A 23,079-nucleotide genomic window follows, 5' to 3' on the forward strand; every position below is an offset into this window, starting at 1 on the left:
TCGGATATAACCGAAAGGTGGTGACGATCGAGGTGGTGCCGCAGGACGTGATGGCCAGCAGGTTCGCCATCTCGCCGCTGATCGAGACCATGCACGCCCAATGGGTGCTGGCGGGCCGCTACCGGGCGGGCGCGCACGAGCCGTGGGCGGCGCGGTGGCGCGAGACGTACCGGCGGCTTGAGGAAGAGCTGCCGGCGCTGCGGGCCGCCATGGCGATCACCGGCAACCCGGGCTCGAACGTCGACTTCGTCGCGCCGCCGCCGACGGCCGTGGACGTGCCGTTCGAGGCGGAGATCGCCGCCGTGCGGGCCACGCCGGTGTCACGGGCGCACGCGGAGATCGAGCAGGTGCTGGCCGAGCGGCCCCCGGTGCCGGGCTGGGTGCGGGAGCTGCTGCTGGGCCCCGACGTGGTGACGCTGGTCGCGCGGGCGTACGAGGCGCTGTGGACGGAGATCCTGGTCCACGACTGGCCGCGGCTGCGCGCGGTGCTGCAGCGGGACGTGGCCTACCGGGCGGGGCGGCTGGCGGCGTACGGCTGGCAGGCGGCGCTCGACGACCTGAGCCCGCAGGTGCGCTGGCGCGGCGGGCGGATCGAGGTGAAGCTGCGCAGCATGCACGGGCAGGAGCGGCGGCTGGGCGGCAGGGGGCTGCTGTTCCTGCCGTCGGCGTTCATGGACAGCGTGGGCGCGTACCTGGAGGAGGATTGGCCGTACGCGCTGGTCTACCCGGCCAGGGGCATCGCCGCGTACGGGCAGGCGCGGCCCGCACCCGCGAGGCTGGCGGCGCTGATCGGCCGCAGCCGGGCCCGCATCCTCGCCGAGCTGGCGGAGCCGGCGACGACCACGCAGCTCGCCGCGCTGCTCGGGCAGAGCGTGGGCACGGCCGGCGAGCACGTGGCGGCGCTGCGCGGCGCGGGCCTGATCGCCGGCACCCGCACCGGCCGCAGCGTCGTGTACGCGCGCACCCCGCTCGGCGACGCCCTGATCGGGGGCTGACCTTTCCTCCGGCACGTGCGAAGGGCACGTGGCTATAGTGGGTTGCGCATCAGTTCTGAAAATCTGTTCACAGTCCATTCAGGAGCGCGCGCATGAATGCCGCCGACGTCGCACCCGAGGCGCAGGCCAGGTTTCCCCAGGAGCTGATGTACACCGCGGCCCAGCAGTATTACCTGGAGGACGCCACCCAGGGCGACATCGCCAAGCGGCTCGGCGTCAGCAGGGCCACCGTGAGCCGGCTGCTCACCGAGGCGCGCAGGCAGGGCATCGTCGAGATCAGGGTGCACCGCCCGGCCTCGCTCGGCGACGGCCCGCTGGCCGCCGAGGTGGCCGAGCTGCTCGGCCTCGACCGCGTCCACCTGGTGCCGAAGGTCAGCGGCCCGGCGCTCGGCCCCTGGCTGGCCCCCGGCGTGGCCCGCGCGCTGGCCGGGGCCGGGCTGGAGTCGGGCGACGTCGTGCTGGTCTCCTCCGGCACCACGGTCTACGAGTGCGCCCGCGAGGACCTCGGCCGCTACCCCGGCGTCACCATCGCCCCGGCGGTGGGCGGCCAGGAGGAGCCGCAGCCCTGGTTCCAGACCAACGAGACCACCCGCATCCTGGCAGAACGCGTCGGCGGCGTGCCCGCCTACCTCTATGCGCCGGCGCTGCCCGGACCCGAGCTGTTCTACTCGCTGCAGCACGAGCCGTCGGTGCGCCGGGTGATGGACCTGTGGGAGCGGGCCAAGTGCGCGCTGGTGGGCGTCGGTTCCCCGCCGCTGATGCGGCAGACGGTGCCCTCGCTCATGCCGCGCGACGCCGAGAGCCTGCGCCAGGCGGTGGGCGACGTGTGCATGCGGATCTACGACCGCGACGGCGAGCCGGTGACGTACCCGGGCGGCGAGCGGCTGGTCGCCGCCAAGCAGGAGCAGTTGCGGCGCATCCCGTGCTCGATCGCGGTCGCGGTGGGCGCCGAGAAGGTGCTCTCGATCATGGCCGGCGCGCGGGGCGGCTACTTCAACCAGCTCGTCACGGACACGCCCACGGCCGAGGGCCTGGTGGCGGCGGCTCACCAGCTCTGATCCTCACACCGCTCTGATCCTCACACCGCTCTGATCCTCACACCGCCAGCGCTGAACATCTGTGCTGGACAAAGTTTCTGACTGCGCGCTACCGTGATGGACACCCAGGGGTGTCCGCCCGTGCGCGGGCAGCCCCTGTCTTGAGATCGTCGACTCGATCTCGCGCCGGTCCAGGACCTCACATGGAAGGGCATGATGGCGATCATCTGCGTGGACGCCGGCACCACCGTCATCAAGGCCGTCGGCTACGACGAGTCCGGCCTGGAGACGGCCGTCGCCCGGCGCGAGACCGTCGTCACCAGGCCCGCACCCGGCCACACCGAGCAGGACATGCACGCCGTGTGGGACGCGGTGGCCGAGACCGTGCGCGAGGTCGCGGCCAGGACCGGCGGCGCCGAGCTGGTGGCGGTCACCGCCCAGGGCGACGGCTGCTGGCTGGTGGACGCGGCCGGCGAGCCCACCGGCCCGGCCATCCTGTGGAACGACGCCAGGGCCGCCGCCATCGTCGCCGCGTGGACGCGCGACGGACTGGCCGAGACGGCGTTCCGGCGCAACGGCTCCTCGGCCGCGTCCGGGCTGCCGCACGCCATCCTCACCTGGCTGCGCGCCCACGACCCCGACCGGCTCGACCGGTCCAGCGCCATGCTCACCTGCGGCGGCTGGATCTACTCCCGGATGACCGGGGAGATCGCGGCCGACGAGTCCGACGCCTCGGCGCCGTTCATGGACCTGACCGAGCGGGCGTACTCCCCGAACTGCTCGCCCTGTTCGGCCTGGAGTGGGCCGAGCGGCTGCTGCCGCCGATCCGGCCGTGCCCGGTCGCCGGGCTCACCGCGCGGGCCGCCGAGACGCTGGGCCTTGCGGCGGGAACGCCGGTGGTGATGGCCCCGTACGACATCGCCGCCACCGCGCTGGGCTCCGGCGCGGTCAGCCCGGGACAGGCGTGCGGCATCCTCGGCACCACGCTGTGCACCGAGGTCATCGCCGCATCCCCCGACCTCGACGGCCCGCCGACCGGCATCACCATCGCGCTGCCCGGCGGCTACCTGCGGGCCTTCCCCACCTTCGCCGGCACCGAGGTCGTGCAGTGGACGTGCCGCCTGCTGGGGCTGTCGGCCCCCGCCGAGCTGGGCGAGCTGGCCGCGACCAGCGAACCGGGCGCCCGGGGGCTCGCGTTCCTGCCCTACCTGTCGCCGGCCGGTGAGCGCGCGCCGTTCTCCGACCCGCAGGCCAGGGGGTCGCTGCACGGCATGTCGTTCGAGCACGGCCACGAGCACGTCGCCAGAGCCGTGCTCGAAGGGCTGACGATGGTGATCCGCGACTGCCTGGAGGCGACCGGAGCGGCCCCGACCGAGCTGCGGGTGTGCGGCGGCGGCGCCAACAGCGCGGTCTGGCTGCGGCTCATCGCCGACGTCACCGGGCTGCCCGTGCACCGCTCCGCCGACAGCGAGGTGGGCGCGCGGGGCGCGGCCCTGGTGGGGCTGGCCGCCACCGGCGCGGCGCCGTCCGTCGCCGAGGCGGCGGCCCGGCACGTACGGCTGCGCGAGCCCGTCGAGCCCGACCCCGCCCGCCGGGCCTTCTACGACGACCTCTTCGCTGACTTTCTGACCCTGCGCGGCGGCGCCGCCGGCACCTGGCCGCTGCTCGCCGAGCTGAGGAGCCGTTCATGAGCGTGTGGGTGGGCATCGACCTCGGGACGCAGAGCGTACGCGCGCTCGCCGTGGCCGCGGACGGACGGGTGCTGGGCACCGGCAGCCGCCCGCTGACCAGCCACCGCGACGGCCCCCGGCACGAGCAGGACCCCGAGCAGTGGTGGCGGGAGCTGGCCACGGCCACCCGCGAGGCGCTGCGCGGCGTGCCCGGCGGTGAGCGGGTCGAGGGCGTGGCCGTGGACGCCACCTCGGGCACGATCCTGCTCACCGACGCGGGCGGCCGGGCGCTGACGCCCGCCCTCATGTACGACGACCGCCGCGCCGACGCCACCCGCGCCAACGAGGCGGGCGCGGCGGTGTGGGAGCGCCTCGGCTACCGCCGCATGCAGCCCAACTGGGCGCTGCCGAAGCTGCTGTGGCTGCTGCGGGACGCCCCGCGAGGAGCCCGCGCCGCGCACCAGAGCGACTTCGTCAACCGCCGCCTGGTGGGGCACGACGTGGCCACCGACCTGAGCAACGCGCTCAAGACCGGCGTGGACCTGATCGAGGAGCGCTGGCCGGAGGAGGTGTTCGACGCGCTGGGGGTGCCCGAGGGCACGCTGCCCCGCGTCGTACGCCCAGGCGCCCGCCTCGGCACGGTGTGCGCGGCGGCGGCCGAGGAGACCGGCCTGCCCGAGGGCACCCCGGTGATCGCCGGCACCACCGACGGCTGCGCCGCCCAGCTCGGCGCGGGCGCCCGGCGTCCGGGAAGCTGGAACTCGGTGCTCGGCACGACGCTGGTGCTCAAGGGCGTCACCAAGGAGCTGATCCACGACCCGCTCGGCGTGGTCTACTCCCACCGCGCCCCCGACGGCTCCTGGCTGCCCGGCGGCGCGTCCAGCACGGGCGCGGGCGTGCTCTCCCGCGACCTGCCCGGCGCCGACCTCGACGCGCTCAGCCGGCAGGCCGCCGAGCGCTACGGCCGCCGCCTGCCGCCCGCCGTCACGTACCCGCTGGTCTCGCGGGGCGAGCGGTTCCCGTTCGCCGCGCCCGGCGCCGAGGGCTTCACGCTCGGCGAGCCGGCCGACGACGTGGAGCGCTACGCCGCCATCCTGCTCGGCGCGGCCTTCGTCGAACGGCTCTGCTTCGACTATCTCGACCTGCTCGGCGCGCCCGTGGACGGCGAGATCATCCTCACCGGCGGGGCCACCAGGAGCGCGTACTGGACGCGGCTCCGCGCCGACGTGCTCGAACGCCCGGTGACGCTGCGTGAGAACGCCGAGCCCGCGCTGGGCATGGCCGTCCTGGCCGGCGGCGACCCCGACGCGATGATCAGGACCAGCGCCGTCGTCGAGCCCGTGGACACCGGCGTGCGCGAGCCGTACCTGCGGTTCGTGGCCGAGCTGGAAGAACGCGGCTGGCTCGACGGCCGGGCCGCCGCACACGCCCGCGAGAGGACCGCCCGATGACCGACCTCGTGCTCGTCCGCCACGGCGAGACCGTCTGGCACGCCGAGAACCGCTACGCCGGGATCAGCGACATCGAGCTGACGCCGCGCGGCCACGAGCAGGCCGCCGAGCTGGCCTCCTGGGCGGCGGGAGCGGGGCTCGCGGCCGTGTGGGCGTCCACGCTGAGCCGGGCGGTGATCACCGCAGAGACCGCCGCGGCCAGGGCCGGGCTCTCCGTGCGCACCGACGCCCGGCTGCGCGAGCTGGACTTCGGCCAGGGCGAGGGCCTCACGTCGGCCGAGATGAAGGCCCGCTTCCCCGAGGCCAGGGCCGCGTTCGAGGCCGACCCCGCCGCGCATCCGCTGCCGGGCGGCGAGGACCCGTACGCCGCCGCCGAGCGGTTCGTCGCCGCGCTCGGCGACATCGCCGCCGCCCACGCGGGCGGCCGCGTGCTGGTCGTCGCGCACACCACCGCCATCAGGCTCTCCCTGTGCCGGCTGCTCGGGCTGCCGCTCGGCGAGTACCGCCGGCTGTTCCCCGGCTGGACAACTGCGCCCTGACCGAGCTGCGCCTGGACGAGGCCGGCACGGGACGGGTGGCGCTGCTGCAGTACAACTCCCCGATTGGAGCCGTTCGTTGACACTCAAAGTCCTCGCCGCAGGCGACCATTTCGTCAGGAACGACCTGCTCATCGACGCGCTGAAGAGCGCCGTGCCCGGTGAGCTGGACGTCCGCGAGCTGACGCTGCCCTGGCCGGTCGTGCCGTTCGGCCCGGTGGGCGAGGTGGACGAGGCGTCCGACGTGGAGGACGAGCTGATCGAGGCGCTGCGCGGCGTCGAGGTGTGCGTCACCCAGATGGCGCCGCTCACCAAGCGCGTGCTGGACGCCTCGCCCGGCCTGCGGCTGTTCTGCGTGAGCCGGAGCGGTCCGGTGAACGCCAACCTCAAGGCGGCCACCGAGGCCGGGGTGAAGGTGACGTTCGCACCCGGCCGCAACGCGGTGGCCACCGCCGAGCACACCCTGGCGATGCTGCTCGCCGCCACCCGCCGCATCCCGCAGACCCACACGGAGCTGAAGGGCGGCGCGTGGCGCAGCGACTACTACTCCTACGACCAGGTCGGGCCCGAGCTCGACGGCAACACGGTCGGCCTGATCGGCTACGGCGCGATCGGCAGCCGGGTGGCCCGCATGCTCGAAGGGTTCGGCGCGAACGTGCTGGTGCACGACCCGTACGTGGCCGCGCCCGGCAACGTCGGCCTGCGCGAGCTGCTGGAACGCTCGCTGTTCGTCTCCCTGCACGCCCGCGCCACCCCCGAGACCGCCGGGATGATCGGCGCGGCCGAGATCGCCGCCATGCCGAAGGGCTCGGTGCTGGTCAACTGCGCGCGGGGCGCGCTGCTCGACTACGACGCGCTGTGCGACGCGCTCGAGTCCGGCCACCTGTTCGGCGCCGCGTGCGACGTCTTCCCCGACGAGCCGATCCCGCCGGGGTCGCGCCTGCTCACGACGCCGAACCTGGTGATGACCCCGCACCTGGCCGGGGCCAGCAAGGAGACGGCGAAGAAGGCGGCGGCGATCGTGGCCGCCGACGTGGCCCGCTACGTACGCGGCGAGCCCATCGCCCACCTCGCCAACCCGAGCTGACCCGAGCTGACCCGAGCCGCCCCGGGCTGAGCCGGGCCGACCTGAGTCACCCGGATCCGGCCCGGGCCGGCCCGTGTCAGCCCTTGAGCGCGCCCGCCATGAGCCCGCGCATGAAGAACCGGCCGAGCAGCACGTAGATCAGCATCGTCGGGATCGACGCCAGGATGGCGGCGGCCATCTGCTGGCTGTACGGGGTGGCCTGCGCACCCGCGATGTTGTTCAGCATCACGGTCGTGGGCCAGCTCGTCGGCCCGGTGAGGAACACCGCGAACAGGAAGTCGTTCCACATCGAGGTGAACTGCCAGATGATCACCACGGCGATGGCCGGCCCCGACACCGGCAGGACGACCGACCAGTACGCGCGGAGCATGCCCGCCCCGTCCACCCGCGACGCCTCGATCAGCTCGTCGGGGATCGTCACATAGTAGTTGCGGAAGATCAGCGTGCAGATCGGGATGCCGTACACGACGTGCGCGAGCACCAGGCCGGGGATGCCGCCGTAGAAGACGCCGTCCAGCCCGGTGAGGTCGTTCAGCCCGACGAGGAGCTGCACGAGCGGGATCATCACGCCCTGGTACGGGATGAACATCCCGAACAGAAAGAGCGTGAACAGCACGTCGGCCCCGGGGAAGCGCCACTTGGACAGCACGTAGCCGTTCATGGAGCCGAGCGCGCACGACAGCAGCGAGCCCGGCACCGCGAGCAGCACGCTGTTCCACAGGCCCGGCGCGAGCTTCTCCCAGGCCACCCTCCATGCCTCGGTCGTCCACGTCTGGGGCAGGTTCCACGCCTGCCCCGGGTCGGCCTCGGTGAGCGGCTTGAAGCTGGTGACCAGCAGCACGTAGATCGGGATGAGGAAGATCAGGACGAACAGGATGAGCACGGCGAGCCGCACGTACTGAAAGCCCGCCGCCCTGCGCCCGGCCACCGCCGTCATGACCGCCTCTCCTTACGCACCGACCAGATCAGGTACGGGATCACGAAGATCGCCACGCTGAGCACGATGTAGGACGCGATCGTGGCGCCCTTGGCCGGGTCGTGCGAGTCGAACACCGCCACCCACATGAAGACCGCGGGCACGTCGGTGATGATCTGCTTGCCGGACACCGCGACGATCAGGTCGAAGACCTTGAGCGAGATGTGGCCGAGGATGATCAGCGCAGACAGCGTGACCGGCCGGAGCATGGGCAGCACCACGTGCCGGTAGACGCCCCACTCGTTGCAGCCGTCCACCCGGGCGGCCTCGCGCAGCTCCTCGGGGACGCCGCGGAACCCCGCCAGGAAAAGTGCCATGACATATCCGGACATCTGCCATATCGCTGGCAGTGCCATCGCGGCCATCCCCCAGTCGGGGTCACGGAACCACTGCCACTGCGGCAGCCCCAGCCAGTCGAACAGCCGGTTCAGACCGACCGCCCGCTCCCCCGTGCCGGAGTTCATCAGCCACCGCCACACGATGCCGGTCGCGACGAACGAGATGGCCATCGGGAACAGGTAGATCGCGCGGAACGTGCCCTCGCCCCTGATCCCCTTCTCCATCAGGAACGCCAGGAGCCACCCGAGCAGCAGCGCTCCCAGCACGAAGACGACCGTGAACATGATCGCGTGGTTCACGGACAGGTGCCACCGGGACTGGTCCCAGATGTCCACGAAGTTCTGCAGCCCCACGAACTCGCCCTCGGACACCTCGTCGTGCTGGTCGGTCATCGCCAGGCGGAAGTTCCAGCCCAGCATGCCGTACACGAAGACAGCGATCAGGATGATCGACGGTGTCACGAGGAGCAGCCCGGGCAGCCACGAGCGTGCCCGCCTCACAAGCATGACCTCCCACGGGGGCGGCGGGCCCGCAAGCCGGGCCCGCCGCGCCTGTGCCGTTTATCGAGCGGCTGTTGTCGAGCGATGCACCAGGAGCGTCACTGCGCGTTGGCCGCGGCCGCGTCGGCCAGGGCCTGCTGCAGCGCCTTGACGTCCTTGGTGCCGATGAACAGGCCGACCGCCTCGTTGATCGCGGCCAGCCAGGGCTGGTTCACCGCCACACCGTGCTGGATGGAGCCGGCGAGCTTGTTGCTCTGCCAGTCCTTCAGCGCGTCCGCCAGGTAGTCGGTGTAGAGCGACTGGTCGGCGTCCTTACGGGCGGGGATGGAGCCCTTCTTCGGGTTGAAGGCGTCCTGGCCCTCCTTGCTGGCGGCCACCTTCAGCCAGGCAAGCGCCCCGTCGCGGTTCTTCGCGCCCTTGGGCAGCGTGAAGCTGTCGGACAGCCACAGGTAGGTGCCCTCGGTGCCGGGCGACGGCGCCCAGTCGAAGTCCGTCTTCGACGTCTTGCCGAGGCCGCCCTCCGGCGGGTTGTGGAAGTAGCCGTACGCCCAGTCGCCCATGATGTTGAACGCCGCTTCGCCGTCGGCCACCTGCTTGGCCGCCGGCTGCCAGTCGTCCTGCGGGTCGCCCGCGTACTCCATGATCTTGGCGAAGTTCTCCAGGGCGGTCGTCACCTGCGCGCTGTTCCAGTCGGCGCCCGGCTTGAACAGCGCGTTGTAGTTGTCGGCGCCCAGCGTGCCGAGCAGCACGCTCTCCAGCAGGTGGGTGACCGTCCACTCGGAGCCGATGGACAGCGGGATCTTGCCGGTGCCCTTGACCTTCTCCAGCGCCGCGATGAACTCCTCGATCGTCTTGGGCGCACCCGAGACCCCGGCCTCCTTGAGCACGCCCGGGTTGTACCACAGGACGTTGGAGCGGTGGATGTTCACCGGCACGGAGTAGATCTTGCCGTCGACGCTGATCTGCTCGATGAGCTGCTCGGGGAAGACGTCCTTCAGCTTCAGCTCATCGTAGAGCGGGGTCAGGTCCTCCAGGTTGCCCGCCTTGATGTAGCCCTGCAGCTCGGCGCCCGCGTGGCCCTGGAACGTGTCGGGCGGGGTGTTCGCCTGGAGCTTCGACTGCAGCAGCGCCTTGGCCTTGTCACCGGAGCCGCCCGCCACCGCGGCGTCGAAGAAGGAGTAGTCCGGGTTCTTCTCCTCGAAGATCTTCTTCATCGCCTGCAGGCCGTCGGCCTCACCCGGTCCCGTCCACCAGGAGAAGACCTCAACCTGCTGCTTCCCGCCGCTGTCCGCCGCGGGTGATTGCGATGCCTGTCCGCCGCCGTCGCCTCCGCAGGCAGTCAGACCCAGCACGCTGACCATCGTGATCGATACGGCCGCTAACCACCGTCGCATCCCCACACCATCCCTTCGATCCCCCGAAGGTTTACTTCTTGACAACGTTGTCAACGTGTGGCTATCAACCCACTTCCGGCCGCGCCCCGTCAAGGGATGGGCGGTAACAGCTCCGCATACTCGAGCTGTGAAGCGATACGCCCCACCGCGCCGGGCTCGCCACCAGCCGAGACGCCGCACGCACGCCGGTGCCCCGCGCCGACCGGCGCGCCTCGGCATGTTGACTGCGCTTGTCAGGCGAGACGTTCCAGCTTGCCGTCGGGGCCCGCCACGACGGTCACGCCGAAGTCGTGGCGGGTGCCCGCGAGATCGCCGCCGCCCGCCGCGATGACCAGCGCCCCCTTCGACACCCCGAGCGCCACCAGGACGAGCAGGTCGCAGCCGCAGTCGGGCGGCCACGTGGTCAGCACGACGTCGGACTCGGTCAGGCGGATCCGCAGGTCGAGCTCCGCCATTTCGGCCAGCAGCTCGGCGTGGGACAGCCGGCGGCCGCCGGGCAGCAGCAGCGCGGGCTGGCGGGCCGCGTCGAGCGCGGGCAGCGCGGCCGGCTCCAGCGAGAGCAGGCAGCGGAAGTCGATCGTGCCGAGCGCGCGGCCCAGCGAGTAGACCTGCCGCACCCGCGACTGCTCGGCCGCCGCGATCGCCGGCTCGGCCAGGTCGGGCGTGGTGATCAGGGCGCGGGCGTCGCACTCGCGCAGCCACGCACCCAGCTCGTATGCCCCCATCCCCGCCGCGACCGGCGCCGCCACCCCGCCCGCCGCCATCACCGTGTGCACCGCGAGCGTCTGCGCCCCCGCCGTCGATACGTGCACGCCCACCACCTGGTCGCGCCTTGCGCCTCTGCGGACGAGGCCGGATGCCGCCCTGGTCACCTCGGTCACCAGGCGGCGGTAGCCGTAGACGTGGCCGCCGCGCAGATCGACGAGGGCGGGACGGTCGCCGCGCTCGTAGGCCCGGTGGAAGACTTCGTGGATCACGGTGCCGGTGGCCGGATCAGGGGCCGGGGCGGTGGATCTCATGCCCGCCAACGTACGGCCGGCAGGGCGGCCCGGCATCCACCGATCTATGTAGGCGGTTGTGCATTCGGCCGGGTGTGCGGGCCCGAGCCCTGCGCGACTCGGGCCCGCTGTCACGAGCCCCGGGAACCCGGCCCCCACCCCTCCGAGAAGGCCGGCCTCCGTACGGACGCGTGACGTCTCCGACCGACCGGCCGCGGCGCCTGCGCTCGCCTGGCGCAAGTGCCGGGCGGCGTGGCCGATCACACGAAGAACGGTAGGCGTGCACATGCCGCCGCACATGCGCTGACATGGCCATTCGACGATGTAAGCGGGGACCCGCCGGGATGTGTAGAGACGTCACTTGCCGCCGATCACCCATGCGGCGATCTGTGTACGCGTGGAGAATCCGAGCGGATCACGTTTCGCGCCCCCGAGCGATCCAGCGGTGAAGCAGGCGGATGAGAGCTAGCTGAGCGCCGCCCGGATCATGGCGCGGGCGATCGCGGTCACCGCCCGGCCCCGCACGCCCGGCCGTTCGAGGACCACGCCCACCGCCACCTCCGGCGCCTCGGCCGGAGCGAACGCCGTGACCAGTGCGACGTCCTGCGCCCCCGGCACGCCGGGCGGCGAGGTGGCTGCCTTCATCGCCACCCGCACCCCCGCGATCGACCTGCTGGTACCACCGGCGCCCGGAGCGGTCGCCATCATGGCCGCCAGGTACCGCGCCAGCATCGGCGGCATCACCGTCCGGTACGCCACGGGCGCCGCCCTGCTGATCACCGCCCCGTCCGCGAGCCGGACGTCCTCCACCAGGTACGGCCGCATCAGCACCCCGTCGTTGGCCACCGCCGCCGACAGCATGGCCACCATGAGCGGCGTGGCCCGGTTGTCGTGCTGCCCGATGGCCGCGAGCGCGGTCTGCGAGCGGTCGGTGGACACCGGGTAGCGGCTGCCGCTGGCGGCCAGCGGGATGCGCAGTTCGCCGGCGTTGAACCCGAACGCCTCCGCCTGGTCCCTGAGCAGGTCCTGCCCGAGCTGCAGCCCGATGCCGGCGAATGCCGTGTCGCAGGGGGCCTGGAAGGCGTACAGGAGCGTGGGGTGCTCGGCGCCGCAGCCGGTGTCGCGCACGTACACGGGCGAACCGGGCAGCCGCAGCCGGGCGGGCGCGTCCAGCAGGACCGTCGGCGTGTACTCGCCCGAGGCAAGCGCCGCCGCCGCGGTGACCAGCTTGAACGTGGCCCCGGGCGGATAGAGCCGGTTGAGCGCCCGGTTGAGCAGCGGCCGGTCGGGCGACCCGCGCAGCCGCTTGGATGTCGCGGCCAGCTTGAACCGGTCGAACGTGGCCAGCGTGTTGGGGTCGTACGTCGGGGCGGTGACCAGCGCCAGCACCGCCCCGGTCGCCGGGTCGATGGCGACCGCCGCGCCCGCCAGGCCGGTGGCGGCGAGCCCGTCGTAGGCGGCGAGCTGCACGCGGTCTCTGATGGTCAGCCGTACCTGCGCGCCCGCGCCGCTGCCGCCGCTGACCAGCGAGCGCACCTTGACCTTGGGGTCGTCGCCGGTCAGCAGGGGCTCCTGCGCCTGCTCGATGCCGGTGGCCCGGCGCAGCGACACGTGGCCGGTGACGGCCGCGTACCTGGCGCCCTGCGGATAGACGCGCTGGTAGCGGTAGCGGCCCTCGGCGGGGCGGCTGGTGGCGATGACGGTGCCGTCGTAGGTGCGGATGTCGCCGCGCGGGCGGGCGTACCGGTCGATGAGCGTGCGCTCGTTCCTGAGGTCGGCGTTCAGCGCGCCCGCGCCGAACGCCTGGATCAGTGTGATGTGCGCGAGCAGCACGAACAGCAGCGCCGAGCACAGTCTGGCCACGCGGGCCAGGGGTACGTTGATCCACCTCGCCCTCGAACCGGCCATGGTTCGAGGTGTACCAACCGCGCCGCAAAGCGGGAGCTAGAGGACGCTGCGGTAGTAGGAGATCTTGTTGTGGATGTAGCGCTGCCGCTCGATGAGGTTGTCGATCTGGGCCTGCACCTGGCGGTCGTGCTCTTCCAGCAGCTCGATGCGGTCGGGGATGGTGTGGTCGCCGGCGCGTACGAGCTCGGCGAAGCGCAGCATGGTGGCGATGGGCATGCCGGTGTCGCGCAGGCAGCGCAGCATGCCGAGCCAGCCGACGTCCTGCTCCGTGAACCTGCGCTGGCCCGCCGCGTTCCGGTTGACGCGCTCCAGCAGGCCGATCTTCTCGTAGTAACGGAGGGTGTCGATGCTGAAACCGGTCTCCTCGGAGACCTCCGCGGGTGTGTACACGCTCACGGGCCCCAGCATCGCACCTGGAGTGCACTCCAGGTCAACCCGAAATGAACGCTGTTGACGTGGAGTGCACTCCAGCCTGCACAGTCGTCGCCATGAACGCCATCGACATCGCATTGGGCACGATCCACTTCGGTACGTCCGTGAGCAAGGAGGACACCTTCGCCATCCTCGACCGGTTCCGCGAGGCCGGCGGCACCAGGCTCGACACGGCCAACAACTACCCGTTCTGGGTAGAGGGCCGTACGGGCGACGAGAGCGAGCTGACCATCGGCGCGTGGCTGGCCGCGCGCGGCGTCCGCGACGAGATGGTGATCAGCACGAAGGTGGGCGCGCGGCCGACCGTCCCCGGCGACCGGACGCTCGACTCGGCCGAGGGCCTGTCGGCGGGCGTCATCGCCAAGGCCGTGGAGGGCAGCCTGCAGCGGCTGGGCACCGACAGGATCGACGTCTACTGGGCGCACATCGACGACCGCTCCACGCCTCTTGAGGAGACGCTGGGGGCGTTCGACGAGCTCGTACGCGCCGGCAAGGTCCGCTCGATCGGGGCGAGCAACATGGCCGCATGGCGGCTGGAGCGGGCGCGGAACGTCTCGGCCGCGCACGGCTGGGCCCGCTACACCCATCTCCAGCTCCGCCACACCTACCTGCGGCCGCGACCGGGCACCAGGCCGGCCGAGACCGGGCACACGCTGGCCACCGACGACACCTTCGACTACCTGGCCGCCGAGCCCGAGATCACGCTGTGGGCGTACAACACGCTGATGTTCGGTGCGTACACGCGGCAGGACCGGAAGATCCCGGAGATCTACGACCACCCGGGCACGGAGCGGCGGCTGGCGGCGCTGCGAGAGGTGGCCGGCGAGCTGGGCGCCACCCCCAACCAGGTGGTGCTGGCCTGGCTGATCGGCGGCGGCGTGGTGCCCATCGTCGGGGTCTCCACGATGGAGCAGCTCGATGAGGCCATCGGCGGGGCGCGGCTCACGCTGGACGCGGGCCGGCGTGCCCGGCTCGACGCGGCCTGCTAGCCCTGCTCGGGCAGCGGCGGGAGGTGGTCGGCGAGGTAGCGGCGGACGAGTTTCTTGCACTCGGCGATCAGGCCGGGATCGCCGGCCGGGTCGGCTCTGAAGGCCAGCTTGAGCACCGAGTCGCTGGCCTCGACGGCGACGAGCAGGGCGCGGTCGAGCTCGGGGCTCGCGGGGGCATCGACGAGGTGGAGCGTCAGCGCGCGCATGCGCTCGGCCACCACGACGCCGTTCTCCTGGGTCTCGTCGAGCGCCCGCTTGCTGCCCCCGACGGCGGGCCCGCCGGGGGTGGCGAGCACCTCGCCGAAGTCGACCACCCCGAAGCCGGGCGTGGTGCGCTTCATCTCCACGAACTCGTCGATGGTCGCATCGACCAGCTCGCCCCAGTGAGCCGGGCGGGCCTGCTGGATGCGCTGGACGACGCGCTGCAGGAACGCCTCCAGGTTGCGCCGCGCCAGCGCACGCACCAGGCCCTGCTTGTCGTGGAAGAACTGATAGAAGGTGCCGATCGGCACCTCGGCCCGGCGGGCGACCTCCTTCGTCGTCAGCGCGTCGTAACCGACCTCGTCGAGCAGCAGCGCACACTCGTCGAGCATGCGCTCCACCCGCTCGACGCTCCGGCGCTGGGCGGGGCGGCGGCGCAAGGTACTGGTCATGTCCCCATCCTGACGCATGTCGGTGAGGCCCAGTCACGCCCTCAGCTAACATGAGCCGGACTCGCGGAGCATTGGAGGGCCGGGCATGTTCTTGTGGGGTACGGCCACGGCGGCCTACCAGATCGAAGGCGCGACCGGCGAGGACGGCAGGGGCACCTCCATCTGGGACGTCTTCTCCCACGAGCCCGGCCGCACCCGCGACGGCCACACCGGCGACGTGGCCTGCGACCACTACCACCGCTGGCGCGAGGACGTCGCGCTCATGGCGGATCTCGGCGTCAACGCCTACCGCTTCTCCATCGCCTGGCCGCGCGTGCTGCCGCAGGGTGCGGGCCGGGTGAACGAGCGCGGCCTCGGCTTCTACGACCGGCTGGTGGACGGGCTGCTCGCGGCGGGCGTACGGCCGGTGCCGACGCTCTTCCACTGGGACCTGCCGCAGGCGCTGGAGGACAGGGGCGGCTGGCTGAACCGCGACACCGCCGAGGTGTTCGCCGACTACGCCGCCGTGGTCGCGGGCCGTCTGGCCGACCGGGTGCCGCTGTGGATCACGCTCAACGAGCCGTTCGTGCACATGGCCTACGGCTACGCGATGGGCCTGCACGCCCCCGGCCACGCGCTGCTGACCGGCGCGCTGCCCGCCGCGCACCACCAGCTCCTGGCCCACGGCCGCGCGGTGGCGGCGCTGCGGGCGGCCGGGGCGCGCCAGGTGGCGCTCACCAACAACCACACCCCGGTCCGGCCCGCCTCCGGCGACGAGGCCGACGTGCGGGCCGCCGAGGCGTACGACATCCTGCACAACCGCCTGTTCACCGATCCCGTGCTGACGGGCGCGTACCCCGACTTGTCGGCCTACACCACCGATCTCGGCTTCGTCAGGGACGGCGACCTGGAGGCCATCTCGGCCCCCATCGACGCCCTGGGCGTCAACTACTACAACCCCACCCGCATCGCCGCGCCGACGGACGACGCCCTGCCGTTCACCGACGCCGGCATCACCGGCCACCCCACGACGGCCTTCGGCTGGCCGGTGGTGCCCGAGGGCCTGCACGAGCTGCTCACCGGCCTGCGCTCGCGCTACGGCGCCGCGCTCCCGCCGATCCTCATCACCGAGAACGGCTGCTCGCAGCCCGATGTCCCCGGCGATGACGGCACGATCGACGACGCCGACCGCGTGGCCTTCCTCAAGGAGCACATCGCGGCGCTGCGCCGCGCCATGGACGACGGCGTGGACGTGCGGGGCTACTTCGTCTGGTCGCTGCTGGACAACTTCGAGTGGGCCGAGGGCTACCACCAGCGCTTCGGCCTCGTCCACGTGGACTTCGCCACCCAGCGGCGCACGCCGAAGCGCTCCTACCACTGGTTCCGCGACTTCCTGAGAGCCCAGAGCGCTCAGAACACCGAGACGTGGACGTGGTCGTAGTGGTTGGCCGTCACGCCGCCGCGGTCGGACATCGGATCCCAGCCGCCGCCTGAGCGTATGTCGTAGTAGCGCTGTTTCCAGATGATGTACATGACGCCGATGCGGGCGCCGTTCTTGATCAGCCAGTTGGCGAGCGCGTCGCCGATCGCCTCGTCGGCGCCGGTGGCCATGGTGCCGCCCCTGGACATCATGAAGTCGCAGGCACGGCCCTTGCCGTGCTCGCCGGGGTCGCCGGGGCGCAGGCAGCCGACGCCGTACTTCATGGGGAAGTTCGCCATGATCTCGGCGCGGACCGCGACCATGCGCGGGGTCAGGCCGCTGGAGGAGCCGGGCTGCTGGAAGCCGTATTTGGCGAGCAGTTTCTGAACCTCGGAACGCCGCGACTGGAGCCGCTTGATCTCCTTGCGGAGGTTCTCGACCTTCTTATTCGCGTTGATCTTGGCCTGGTTCGATTTCGCGATGAGCCTTTTGATGCTCGCGACGCGCTGGGCGCGCTCGTTGGCCATGTACGCGAGGTTCGCGGCCTGCCCGAGCACCTGGTACGGGTCACCGGAGGGCGTGAGGAGGTGGACGCCTTCGAGCGGCCCGACCATGTAGGAGGTCTGCGCGATGCGCCTGACCTCCTCCTGAGCGGCCTTGAGCTGGGCCTGCAGCGCACCGGATGTGGCGTTCGCCCGCTTCACCTGGAGCTTGATGTCCTCCAGGCTCTGGATCTGGCCGCGGTAGTCCTTTTCGAGCTGGGCCGCCTGCTTGGTGAGTTTCCGCAGCTCAGCAGGGGAGGGAGCGGCTGCGGCCGGGGTGGGGGCGGGGAGTGCGAGCAGCCCGGCGAGCACGGTGAGGAGAACGGCGAGCCGCCAGATTCTCACACCCGTCCCCTCCCCTCGTAGACGGACCGAAACTATAGAAGATGATCTTGATTCCTGTCATCCGAACGACGTAACTGCTGCACCTTTGATGGGGTTCTCGGGCTTTTGACCGACATAAGCGCGACATAAAAATTCGAGCGCTTTCGGGGACCGCCGGCAGCCCGAGACGGCGGTCGAATCCGCCACCGCGAAATGGCGCTCGACGTGCCGGGGAGCGACATCCGCCGGCCCGCGCGCCGCGCCCGCAGGAGGTGCGATGCGCCTCTTGCACGCATGGACAGAACATGGTTCGGTCGCCTTGAGGCACTCCCCCAGCAAGCAAGCATCCGGTCAAGCAGGAGGTCCACGTCATGCGCCAGCACGACAGGCTGTTCATCGGGGGCGAATGGGTGGCCCCGGCGGGCACCGGGACGATAGACGTCATCTCCCCCCACACCGAGGAGGTCGTCGGCCGCGTGCCCGACGGCACCGCCCAGGACATGGACCGCGCCGTCGCCGCCGCCCGTGAGGCGTTCGACCACGGGCCCTGGCCTCGCATGACGTTCGCCGAGCGGGCCGAGGTGATCGGCAGGCTCGCCGACATCTACGACGCGCGGCAGAGCGAGATGGCGCGGCTCATCACCGAGGAGATGGGCTCGCCGATCACCTTCTCCAACCTGGCGCAGGCCCCGCAGCCGCTGTCCATGCTGCGCTTCTACGCCGAGCTGGGCAGGACGTTCGAGCAGGAGGAGCAGCGGCCCGGCCTGTTCGGCCCGCTCACCGTGCGCAGGGAACCCGTCGGCGTCGTGGCGGCCGTGGTGCCGTGGAACGTGCCGCAGTTCGTCACCATGACCAAGGTCGCGCCCGCGCTGCTCGCCGGGTGCACGATCGTGCTCAAGCCCGCGCCGGAGACGCCGCTGGACGCGTACCTGCTGGCCGAGTGGGCGGCCGAGGCGGGCGTACCGGCCGGCGTGCTCAACGTCGTCGCGGCCGGCCGCGAAGTCGGCGAGCACCTGGTCTCGCACCCCGGCGTGGACAAGGTCGCCTTCACCGGCTCCACCGCCGCCGGGCGGCGCATCGCCGCCATCTGCGGCGAGCAGCTCAAGCGGGTCAGCCTGGAGCTCGGCGGCAAGTCCGCCGCGATCATCCTCGACGACGCCGACCTGCAGGCCGGCATGGGCTTCCTGCAGATGGCCTCGCTGATGAACAACGGGCAGGCGTGCGTGGCCCAGACCCGCATCCTCGCCTCCCGGCGGCGCTACGACGAGGTCGTGGACGCCGTCGCCGGCATGGTCTCCTCCCAGGTCGTCGGCGACCCCGCCGACCCCGCCACCGGCATCGGCCCGCTCGTCGCCAAGCGGCAGCAGGAACGCGTCGAGGGCTACATCAGGATCGGCATGGAGGAGGGCGCCAAGGTCGTCGTCGGCGGCCTGGACCGGCCGCGCGACAAGGGCTGGTACGTCTCCCCCACCGTCTTCGCGGGCGTCTCCAACGACATGCGCATCGCCAGGGAGGAGATCTTCGGGCCGGTGCTCGCCGTCATCCCGTACGAGGACGAGGCCGACGCCGTACGCATCGCCAACGACAGCGAGTACGGCCTGGCCGGCACCGTCTGGACGGCCGACCCCGAGCACGGCATGGAGGTCGCCCGCCAGGTGCGCACCGGGACGTACGGGGTGAACTGCTTCATGCTGGAGCCCAACGCCCCGTTCGGCGGCTATAAGGCCAGCGGCATCGGCCGCGAGCTGGGCCCCGAAGGGCTGAGCGGCTACCTGGAGTACAAGACCATCGCCCGCCTCGGCTGAGCCGGCGAGCGGAAGGGGGCCTCCCTGCACGAGACCCCCCTCGAAGGCCCCCTTCCCTCCAGCCCGTACGGACCTAGCGCGCCCCCGCGACGCTAGGTCCAGGCGGCGCGAGACAGCGCGTGACGCGGCCGCTACGGACTGACCACAGCAGTATGTCCCACGACAGGCGCTACGACGCTTTGCTGCCTCGGAGACTTTCTCCCGGTGGTTTCCATCCGTACGCCGCAGGATGACGGGTATTACTCCGAAAGGCGGGTTGTCAGCCATTTGCCGATGCGGCGGATGAGTTCGGGGGTCGCCGCGGACTCCGCGTGCCCGTAACCGGGCTCCACCCACAGCTCCTTCGGCTCCTTGGCGCCCGCGTAGAGCTGCTCGGCGTGCTCCAGCGGGAAGAACGCGTCGGCGTCGCCGTGCACGATCAGCAGCGGCGCCGGCGAGATGAGCCCGGCGGCCTCGTGCGGCGGCATCGGGATCGGGTCCCACTGCCCGCGCGCGATCCTGGTGCGCTTGGCCACCCGCGCCGCCAACCGGCCGAACGGCCGCTCGATCGCCCAGTGCACCTGCCGCATCGGCCGGGTGCCCCGGTAGTACCAGCGGGCCGGGCCGCTCACCGCCACCACCGCGTCCACGCCGCCGCGCAGCCCCGCATGGCGCACGACCACCGCCGCGCCCATGGAGAAGCCCACCACGCCGATCCGCCGGTAGCCGATCACGCGGGCGTGCCTGACCGCGGCCTCCACGTCGAGGATCTCCAGGTCGCCGACCGTGGTCTCGCCGCCCGAGCGTCCGTGGCCGCGGAAGTCGAACGCCATCACGCCGCCGTACCGGCTGAGCACGTGGACGATGCGGCGCGCACTGCGCTCCCGCCACGAGCCGGTGAAGCCGTGCGCCACGACGATCCCCACGTCGGTGCTCGCGCCCTGGCCGGTGGGCGGGGTGTGCGCGGCGTCGATGCGGACGCCGTCCTCGGTTCTGAGCATGACGGGGAAGTTGGGCGCGAACGGCATGCTCACGAGCTTAAGGTCGCCGCCCCCAGGGTCCTCGCCCACACCTGCCGCCGCGTGCCGCTCAGGGGGCGCCGGGGCACCGCCCAGAGACGCCGGGGCTCGACTGGGGGCACCGCTCAGGGGTGCCGGGGTGCGGTGCGGTCGCCGCTCAGGGGCGCCGGGGCGCGGCGGGCTCGCCGCTCAGGTCGGCCATGCTGAGCACGATCCGCACCCGCGACTCCTCGGCCGCGTCCAGCGCCTCGCGCACGTTGGAGATCATCACCCGGGCGCCGCTCTCCTGGATGCGGTCGCGCAGCACGGGCGCGTCGAGATGGGCGGGCAGCGGCCACACGACGCCGCCCGCGGCGATCACCGCGTCGGTCGCCACCAGCAGATCGGGCCCGACGGGCAGGCAGATGAGCACGGTGTCGCCCGGCCGCACCCCCGCGTGCCGCAAGTGGATGGCCGCGACCGCGGACCGCTCGTCCAGCTGCTCCTCGGTGAGCTTCAGGCCGGTGCCCGAGTCCACCATCACGATGCGCTCATCCATGGGGAACACCGTAAGGAGGGCGACCTGTGCACACATGGGGCGGAATATGCAGATCTCTATGCAGATGCGCGCGCTCGCCCACCGGGCACCCTTACGTGACGGACCGGGGCTGCTCGGCCGCCCACACCGCGATCTGCGCACGCGAGGTATAGCCCAGCTTCTCCATGATGTTGGCGATGTGGCGGGCCACCGTCGCCGGGCTGATGACCAGCTCTTCGGCGATGGCCCGGTTGGACAGCCCGCGGGTGAGCAGGCCGGCGATCTCTAGCTCGCGTGCGGTCAGCAGCGAGCGCCTGACCGGCTCGGCCGCCGCCGGGGCGCGCGGCGCGGGCCGTTCGCCGTCGAGCACGTGGCGGGCCGCGTCGTCGGGGCTCATCGTCCTGCCGCGCGACCACAACGCGGCCGTGCGGCCCTCGCCCAGCTTCGTCCTGGCCCGGCCCAGCAGCTCTTCGATCCTGAGCGTGGCGAAGTGCTGGCCGATCGCCTCGCGCAGCGCCGCCGCCGCCGCTGCCGCGAGCACCGCGCCTTCGATGTCGCCCTCGCACTCGGCCAGCACCGACAGCCCCACCAGGCAGCGCGCCACGCCCTGGCGCTGCCCCGTGGCCCGGCTCAGGTCGAGGCTGGCGGCCAGCCGCTCGCGGGCCACGCCGAACTCGTGCAGCAGCGCCGCCACCCGGCCGATCCTGGCCAGGCAGCGCGCCAGCTCGAGGTCGCCGCCCAGCTCGCGCAGCCAGGGCACGGCCTGCTCGTACTGTTCCTTGGCGGTCACCAGATCGCCCCTGGCCTCGGCCACGCAGCCGAGCTGCACGGCGGTCCTCGCCATGATCCAGCGGTGGCCGTGCTCACGCGCCCGCGCCAGCGCCTCCTCGCCGAGCCGCTGCGCCTCGCGCAGCCGCCCCCTGGTCAGCGCCACCGCCGACAGCCCGGCCAGGCCCGCCGCCTGGTTCCAGGTGTCGCCGGACGCGGTGGCCAGCGCGAGGCCCTCCTCGGCGTGGTGCAGCGCCTCATCGGCCCGGCCCATGCGCAGCAGCACGACGACGATGAGGCTGTGCATGACGCAGCGCGGGAACACCTCGTCCGGCGCGAGGCCCGCCAGGCTGCGGCGGGCCAGCTCCAGCGACCGGCTCAGCTCGTCGCGCGCCTCCAGCCCGTACGCGAGGTACGCCAGGGAGTGTGCGATCTCCTCGGCCTGCACGTCGCCGGTGTCCAGCGCGAGCAGCCGCTCCACCCAGCCGACGATCTCCGTGACGTTGCCGCCCAGCGGCAGCAGACCGGTGCTGGTGCGGCAGAGCCGCAGCCCGAGTGCGACGTTGCCGGACTCGGCCGCCCAGTCGAGCGCCGCGCGCTGGTCGTCCATCAGGCGACGGCTCGCCCGCGCCGCCGCCAGCCGCCGCTCCCACGGCTCTCTTGGCGCCGTCAACTCCACCGCGAAGTGGTGTCCGAGCAGGTCGCAGAGCACGCGTAGGTGCCGCTCGCGCAGCGCGCCACGCTCGCCCGCCCGGTCGAGGCGTTCGAGCGCGTACCGCTTGATGGTCTCCAGCAGCCAGTAGCGGGCGCGCGTCTCGTCGCAGAGCACCAGCGACTTGTCCACCAGGCCGCCCAGCAGGTCGAGGATCTCGCCCGCCGCGATGGGCGGGGCGGCGCACACCCGTTCGGCGAGCTCGAGGTCGAAGTCGCCGGCGAACACCGACAGCCGGCGCAGCAGCACCTGCTCGCCGGGCGAGAGCAGGTCGTAGCTCCACTCGACGGCGGCGAGCAGCGTGCGCTGCCGCGCGGGGGCCGTGCGCCCGCCGGTGGTCAGCAGCAGGAAGCGGTCGTCGAGCCGCCCGGCGATGCGGCCGGGGCTGAGCAGGCTCGTACGCGCGGCGGCCAGCTCAAGCGCCAGCGGCAGCCCGTCGAGCGCCCGGCACAGGCGCACCACGTCGGGCAGGCTCTCCGGGCCCAGCCTCGTGCCGACGGCGGCAGCGCGGTCGAGGAAGAGCCGCACGGACTCGGCGTCGGCGGACGCGTCGTCGGGCAGGTCGAGCGGCGGCACCCGCCAGACCAGCTCGCCGGCGATGCGCAGCGGCTCTCTGCTGGTGGCGAGCACGCGCAGCGACGGGCATGCCGACACCAGCGCCGACACCACGTGGGCCGACCTGTCGATGAGGTGCTCGCAGTTGTCGAGCAGCAGCAGGCAGCGCTGGCCGCGCAGCCGGGCCGTGACGGTGTCGAGCAGCGGGGTGCCGGGCTCCTCGCTGACGCCGAGCACCTGGGCGATCTCGTGGTCGACCAGCTCGGGGCGGCCGATCCTGGCCAGCTCGACCAGCCACACGCCCCCGGGGAACGACGGCACCAGCCCGGCCGCCACCCGCAGGGCCAGCCGGGTCTTGCCGATGCCGCCCACCCCGCACAGCGTCACCACGCGGGTCTCGCCGATCAGGTCGCGCAGATCGTCGAGATCGCGTTCGCGGCCGATGAACCGGTTGGGCTCGACCGGAAGGTTGTGCCGGGGGGAATCTGGCATGT

General features: G+C 72.3%; 21 protein-coding genes. 10 read left to right on the top strand and 11 right to left on the bottom strand.

Going from position 1 to position 23,079, the window contains the following annotated elements; translation table 11 throughout:
• Positions 1-17: 17 nt before the first annotated feature.
• From ACFMQL_RS06895 to ACFMQL_RS06925, 7 genes are all read left to right on the top strand, one after another.
• Entirely contained in the window at positions 18-995 is a 978-nt protein-coding gene (locus ACFMQL_RS06895; RefSeq protein WP_364058755.1) for a DUF5937 family protein, read from the top strand.
• Between the two features lie 92 nt (positions 996-1,087).
• Positions 1,088-2,053, top strand: a complete 966-nt coding sequence (locus ACFMQL_RS06900) for a sugar-binding transcriptional regulator (protein WP_378784971.1) — start codon at positions 1,088-1,090, stop codon at positions 2,051-2,053.
• Between the two features lie 192 nt (positions 2,054-2,245).
• Complete coding sequence (locus ACFMQL_RS06905; protein ID WP_378784972.1) at positions 2,246-2,935, top strand: FGGY family carbohydrate kinase; 690 nt, start codon at positions 2,246-2,248, stop codon at positions 2,933-2,935.
• Positions 2,935-3,723: an FGGY-family carbohydrate kinase gene (locus tag ACFMQL_RS06910; RefSeq protein WP_378790142.1), complete on the top strand. Its 789-nt coding sequence runs from the start codon at positions 2,935-2,937 to the stop codon at positions 3,721-3,723. The genes ACFMQL_RS06905 and ACFMQL_RS06910 overlap by 1 nt, the downstream gene beginning before the upstream one ends.
• Positions 3,720-5,153: an FGGY family carbohydrate kinase gene (locus tag ACFMQL_RS06915; RefSeq protein WP_364058764.1), complete on the top strand. Its 1,434-nt coding sequence runs from the start codon at positions 3,720-3,722 to the stop codon at positions 5,151-5,153. The genes ACFMQL_RS06910 and ACFMQL_RS06915 overlap by 4 nt, the downstream gene beginning before the upstream one ends.
• On the top strand, positions 5,150-5,692 hold the full coding sequence (locus ACFMQL_RS06920; RefSeq protein ID WP_378784974.1) for a histidine phosphatase family protein: 543 nt from the start codon (positions 5,150-5,152) through the stop codon (positions 5,690-5,692). Before ACFMQL_RS06915 ends, ACFMQL_RS06920 begins: the two co-directional genes overlap by 4 nt.
• Before the next feature lie 76 nt (positions 5,693-5,768).
• Entirely contained in the window at positions 5,769-6,776 is a 1,008-nt protein-coding gene (locus tag ACFMQL_RS06925; RefSeq protein ID WP_378784975.1) for a 2-hydroxyacid dehydrogenase, read from the top strand.
• A 76-nt stretch (positions 6,777-6,852) separates the two neighbouring features.
• Here ACFMQL_RS06925 and ACFMQL_RS06930 read toward each other — a convergent pair whose 3' ends face one another.
• The 6 genes from ACFMQL_RS06930 to ACFMQL_RS06955 form a co-directional block, all read right to left on the bottom strand.
• Complete coding sequence (locus tag ACFMQL_RS06930; protein WP_364058773.1) at positions 6,853-7,713, bottom strand: carbohydrate ABC transporter permease; 861 nt, start codon at positions 7,711-7,713, stop codon at positions 6,853-6,855.
• Complete coding sequence (locus tag ACFMQL_RS06935) at positions 7,710-8,597, bottom strand: carbohydrate ABC transporter permease (RefSeq protein ID WP_378784977.1); 888 nt, start codon at positions 8,595-8,597, stop codon at positions 7,710-7,712. The genes ACFMQL_RS06930 and ACFMQL_RS06935 overlap by 4 nt, the downstream gene beginning before the upstream one ends.
• Positions 8,598-8,689: 92 nt before the next feature.
• Entirely contained in the window at positions 8,690-9,952 is a 1,263-nt protein-coding gene (locus ACFMQL_RS06940; RefSeq protein WP_364059567.1) for an ABC transporter substrate-binding protein, read from the bottom strand.
• A gap of 266 nt (positions 9,953-10,218) precedes the next feature.
• A complete protein-coding gene (locus tag ACFMQL_RS06945) occupies positions 10,219-11,004 on the bottom strand; it encodes an AMP-binding protein (protein ID WP_378784979.1) in 786 nt (261 codons plus the stop codon).
• A 444-nt stretch (positions 11,005-11,448) separates the two neighbouring features.
• Positions 11,449-12,891, bottom strand: coding sequence for a penicillin-binding transpeptidase domain-containing protein (locus tag ACFMQL_RS06950; RefSeq protein WP_364058782.1), 1,443 nt, complete (start codon positions 12,889-12,891; stop codon positions 11,449-11,451).
• A 36-nt stretch (positions 12,892-12,927) separates the two neighbouring features.
• Positions 12,928-13,287: a MerR family transcriptional regulator gene (locus tag ACFMQL_RS06955; RefSeq protein WP_364058785.1), complete on the bottom strand. Its 360-nt coding sequence runs from the start codon at positions 13,285-13,287 to the stop codon at positions 12,928-12,930.
• A 92-nt stretch (positions 13,288-13,379) separates the two neighbouring features.
• On the opposite strand from ACFMQL_RS06955, the gene ACFMQL_RS06960 reads away from it, so the two are divergent.
• Entirely contained in the window at positions 13,380-14,312 is a 933-nt protein-coding gene (locus tag ACFMQL_RS06960) for an aldo/keto reductase (protein ID WP_364058788.1), read from the top strand.
• Here ACFMQL_RS06960 and ACFMQL_RS06965 read toward each other — a convergent pair.
• The gene (locus tag ACFMQL_RS06965; protein ID WP_364058791.1) at positions 14,309-14,965 is read right to left on the bottom strand and encodes a TetR/AcrR family transcriptional regulator; all 657 of its coding nucleotides are present in this window, start codon (positions 14,963-14,965) and stop codon (positions 14,309-14,311) included. The two genes, ACFMQL_RS06960 and ACFMQL_RS06965, sit on opposite strands and share 4 nt — an antisense overlap.
• 85 nt (positions 14,966-15,050) lie before the next feature.
• Here ACFMQL_RS06965 and ACFMQL_RS06970 point away from each other — a divergent pair, with 85 nt between their 5' ends.
• Positions 15,051-16,385, top strand: coding sequence for a GH1 family beta-glucosidase (locus tag ACFMQL_RS06970; RefSeq protein ID WP_364058794.1), 1,335 nt, complete (start codon positions 15,051-15,053; stop codon positions 16,383-16,385).
• Here ACFMQL_RS06970 and ACFMQL_RS06975 read toward each other — a convergent pair.
• Positions 16,355-17,251 carry a hypothetical protein gene (locus ACFMQL_RS06975; protein ID WP_364058797.1) on the bottom strand — a complete coding sequence of 299 codons (897 nt, stop codon included), beginning with the start codon at positions 17,249-17,251 and terminating at the stop codon, positions 16,355-16,357. The genes ACFMQL_RS06970 and ACFMQL_RS06975 overlap by 31 nt on opposite strands.
• A 350-nt stretch (positions 17,252-17,601) precedes the next feature.
• On the opposite strand from ACFMQL_RS06975, the gene ACFMQL_RS06980 reads away from it, so the two are divergent.
• Positions 17,602-19,035, top strand: a complete 1,434-nt coding sequence (locus ACFMQL_RS06980) for an aldehyde dehydrogenase (protein WP_378784981.1) — start codon at positions 17,602-17,604, stop codon at positions 19,033-19,035.
• Positions 19,036-19,274: 239 nt separating this feature from the next.
• On the opposite strand, the gene ACFMQL_RS06985 is transcribed toward ACFMQL_RS06980, so the two are convergent.
• The 3 genes from ACFMQL_RS06985 to ACFMQL_RS06995 form a co-directional block, all read right to left on the bottom strand.
• Positions 19,275-20,042 (bottom strand): alpha/beta fold hydrolase, encoded by a 768-nt coding sequence (locus ACFMQL_RS06985; protein WP_364058803.1) that lies wholly within the window; start codon positions 20,040-20,042, stop codon positions 19,275-19,277.
• 148 nt (positions 20,043-20,190) lie between these two features.
• Positions 20,191-20,571 (bottom strand): AMP-binding protein, encoded by a 381-nt coding sequence (locus ACFMQL_RS06990; RefSeq protein WP_364058806.1) that lies wholly within the window; start codon positions 20,569-20,571, stop codon positions 20,191-20,193.
• A 91-nt stretch (positions 20,572-20,662) separates the two neighbouring features.
• Positions 20,663-23,077, bottom strand: a complete 2,415-nt coding sequence (locus tag ACFMQL_RS06995; protein WP_378784982.1) for a LuxR C-terminal-related transcriptional regulator — start codon at positions 23,075-23,077, stop codon at positions 20,663-20,665.
• Between the last annotated feature and the right edge of the window lie 2 nt (positions 23,078-23,079).

Origin of the sequence: Nonomuraea fastidiosa (assembly GCF_042751225.1) — a bacterium.
Classification (GTDB): Bacteria; Actinomycetota; Actinomycetes; order Streptosporangiales; family Streptosporangiaceae; genus Nonomuraea; species Nonomuraea fastidiosa.

Coding starts and splice junctions, on each gene's coding strand:
- ACFMQL_RS06900 (WP_378784971.1), top strand. CDS start 1,088: ATGAATGCCGCCGACGTCGCACCCGAGGCGCAGGCCAGGTTTCCCCAG.
- ACFMQL_RS06905 (WP_378784972.1), top strand. CDS start 2,246: ATGATGGCGATCATCTGCGTGGACGCCGGCACCACCGTCATCAAGGCC.
- ACFMQL_RS06910 (WP_378790142.1), top strand. CDS start 2,935: ATGGCCCCGTACGACATCGCCGCCACCGCGCTGGGCTCCGGCGCGGTC.
- ACFMQL_RS06915 (WP_364058764.1), top strand. CDS start 3,720: ATGAGCGTGTGGGTGGGCATCGACCTCGGGACGCAGAGCGTACGCGCG.
- ACFMQL_RS06920 (WP_378784974.1), top strand. CDS start 5,150: ATGACCGACCTCGTGCTCGTCCGCCACGGCGAGACCGTCTGGCACGCC.
- ACFMQL_RS06930 (WP_364058773.1), bottom strand. CDS start 7,713: ATGACGGCGGTGGCCGGGCGCAGGGCGGCGGGCTTTCAGTACGTGCGG.
- ACFMQL_RS06935 (WP_378784977.1), bottom strand. CDS start 8,597: ATGCTTGTGAGGCGGGCACGCTCGTGGCTGCCCGGGCTGCTCCTCGTG.
- ACFMQL_RS06940 (WP_364059567.1), bottom strand. CDS start 9,952: ATGGTCAGCGTGCTGGGTCTGACTGCCTGCGGAGGCGACGGCGGCGGA.
- ACFMQL_RS06945 (WP_378784979.1), bottom strand. CDS start 11,004: ATGAGATCCACCGCCCCGGCCCCTGATCCGGCCACCGGCACCGTGATC.
- ACFMQL_RS06950 (WP_364058782.1), bottom strand. CDS start 12,891: ATGGCCGGTTCGAGGGCGAGGTGGATCAACGTACCCCTGGCCCGCGTG.
- ACFMQL_RS06960 (WP_364058788.1), top strand. CDS start 13,380: ATGAACGCCATCGACATCGCATTGGGCACGATCCACTTCGGTACGTCC.
- ACFMQL_RS06965 (WP_364058791.1), bottom strand. CDS start 14,965: ATGACCAGTACCTTGCGCCGCCGCCCCGCCCAGCGCCGGAGCGTCGAG.
- ACFMQL_RS06970 (WP_364058794.1), top strand. CDS start 15,051: ATGTTCTTGTGGGGTACGGCCACGGCGGCCTACCAGATCGAAGGCGCG.
- ACFMQL_RS06980 (WP_378784981.1), top strand. CDS start 17,602: ATGCGCCAGCACGACAGGCTGTTCATCGGGGGCGAATGGGTGGCCCCG.
- ACFMQL_RS06985 (WP_364058803.1), bottom strand. CDS start 20,042: ATGCCGTTCGCGCCCAACTTCCCCGTCATGCTCAGAACCGAGGACGGC.
- ACFMQL_RS06990 (WP_364058806.1), bottom strand. CDS start 20,571: ATGGATGAGCGCATCGTGATGGTGGACTCGGGCACCGGCCTGAAGCTC.
- ACFMQL_RS06995 (WP_378784982.1), bottom strand. CDS start 23,077: ATGCCAGATTCCCCCCGGCACAACCTTCCGGTCGAGCCCAACCGGTTC.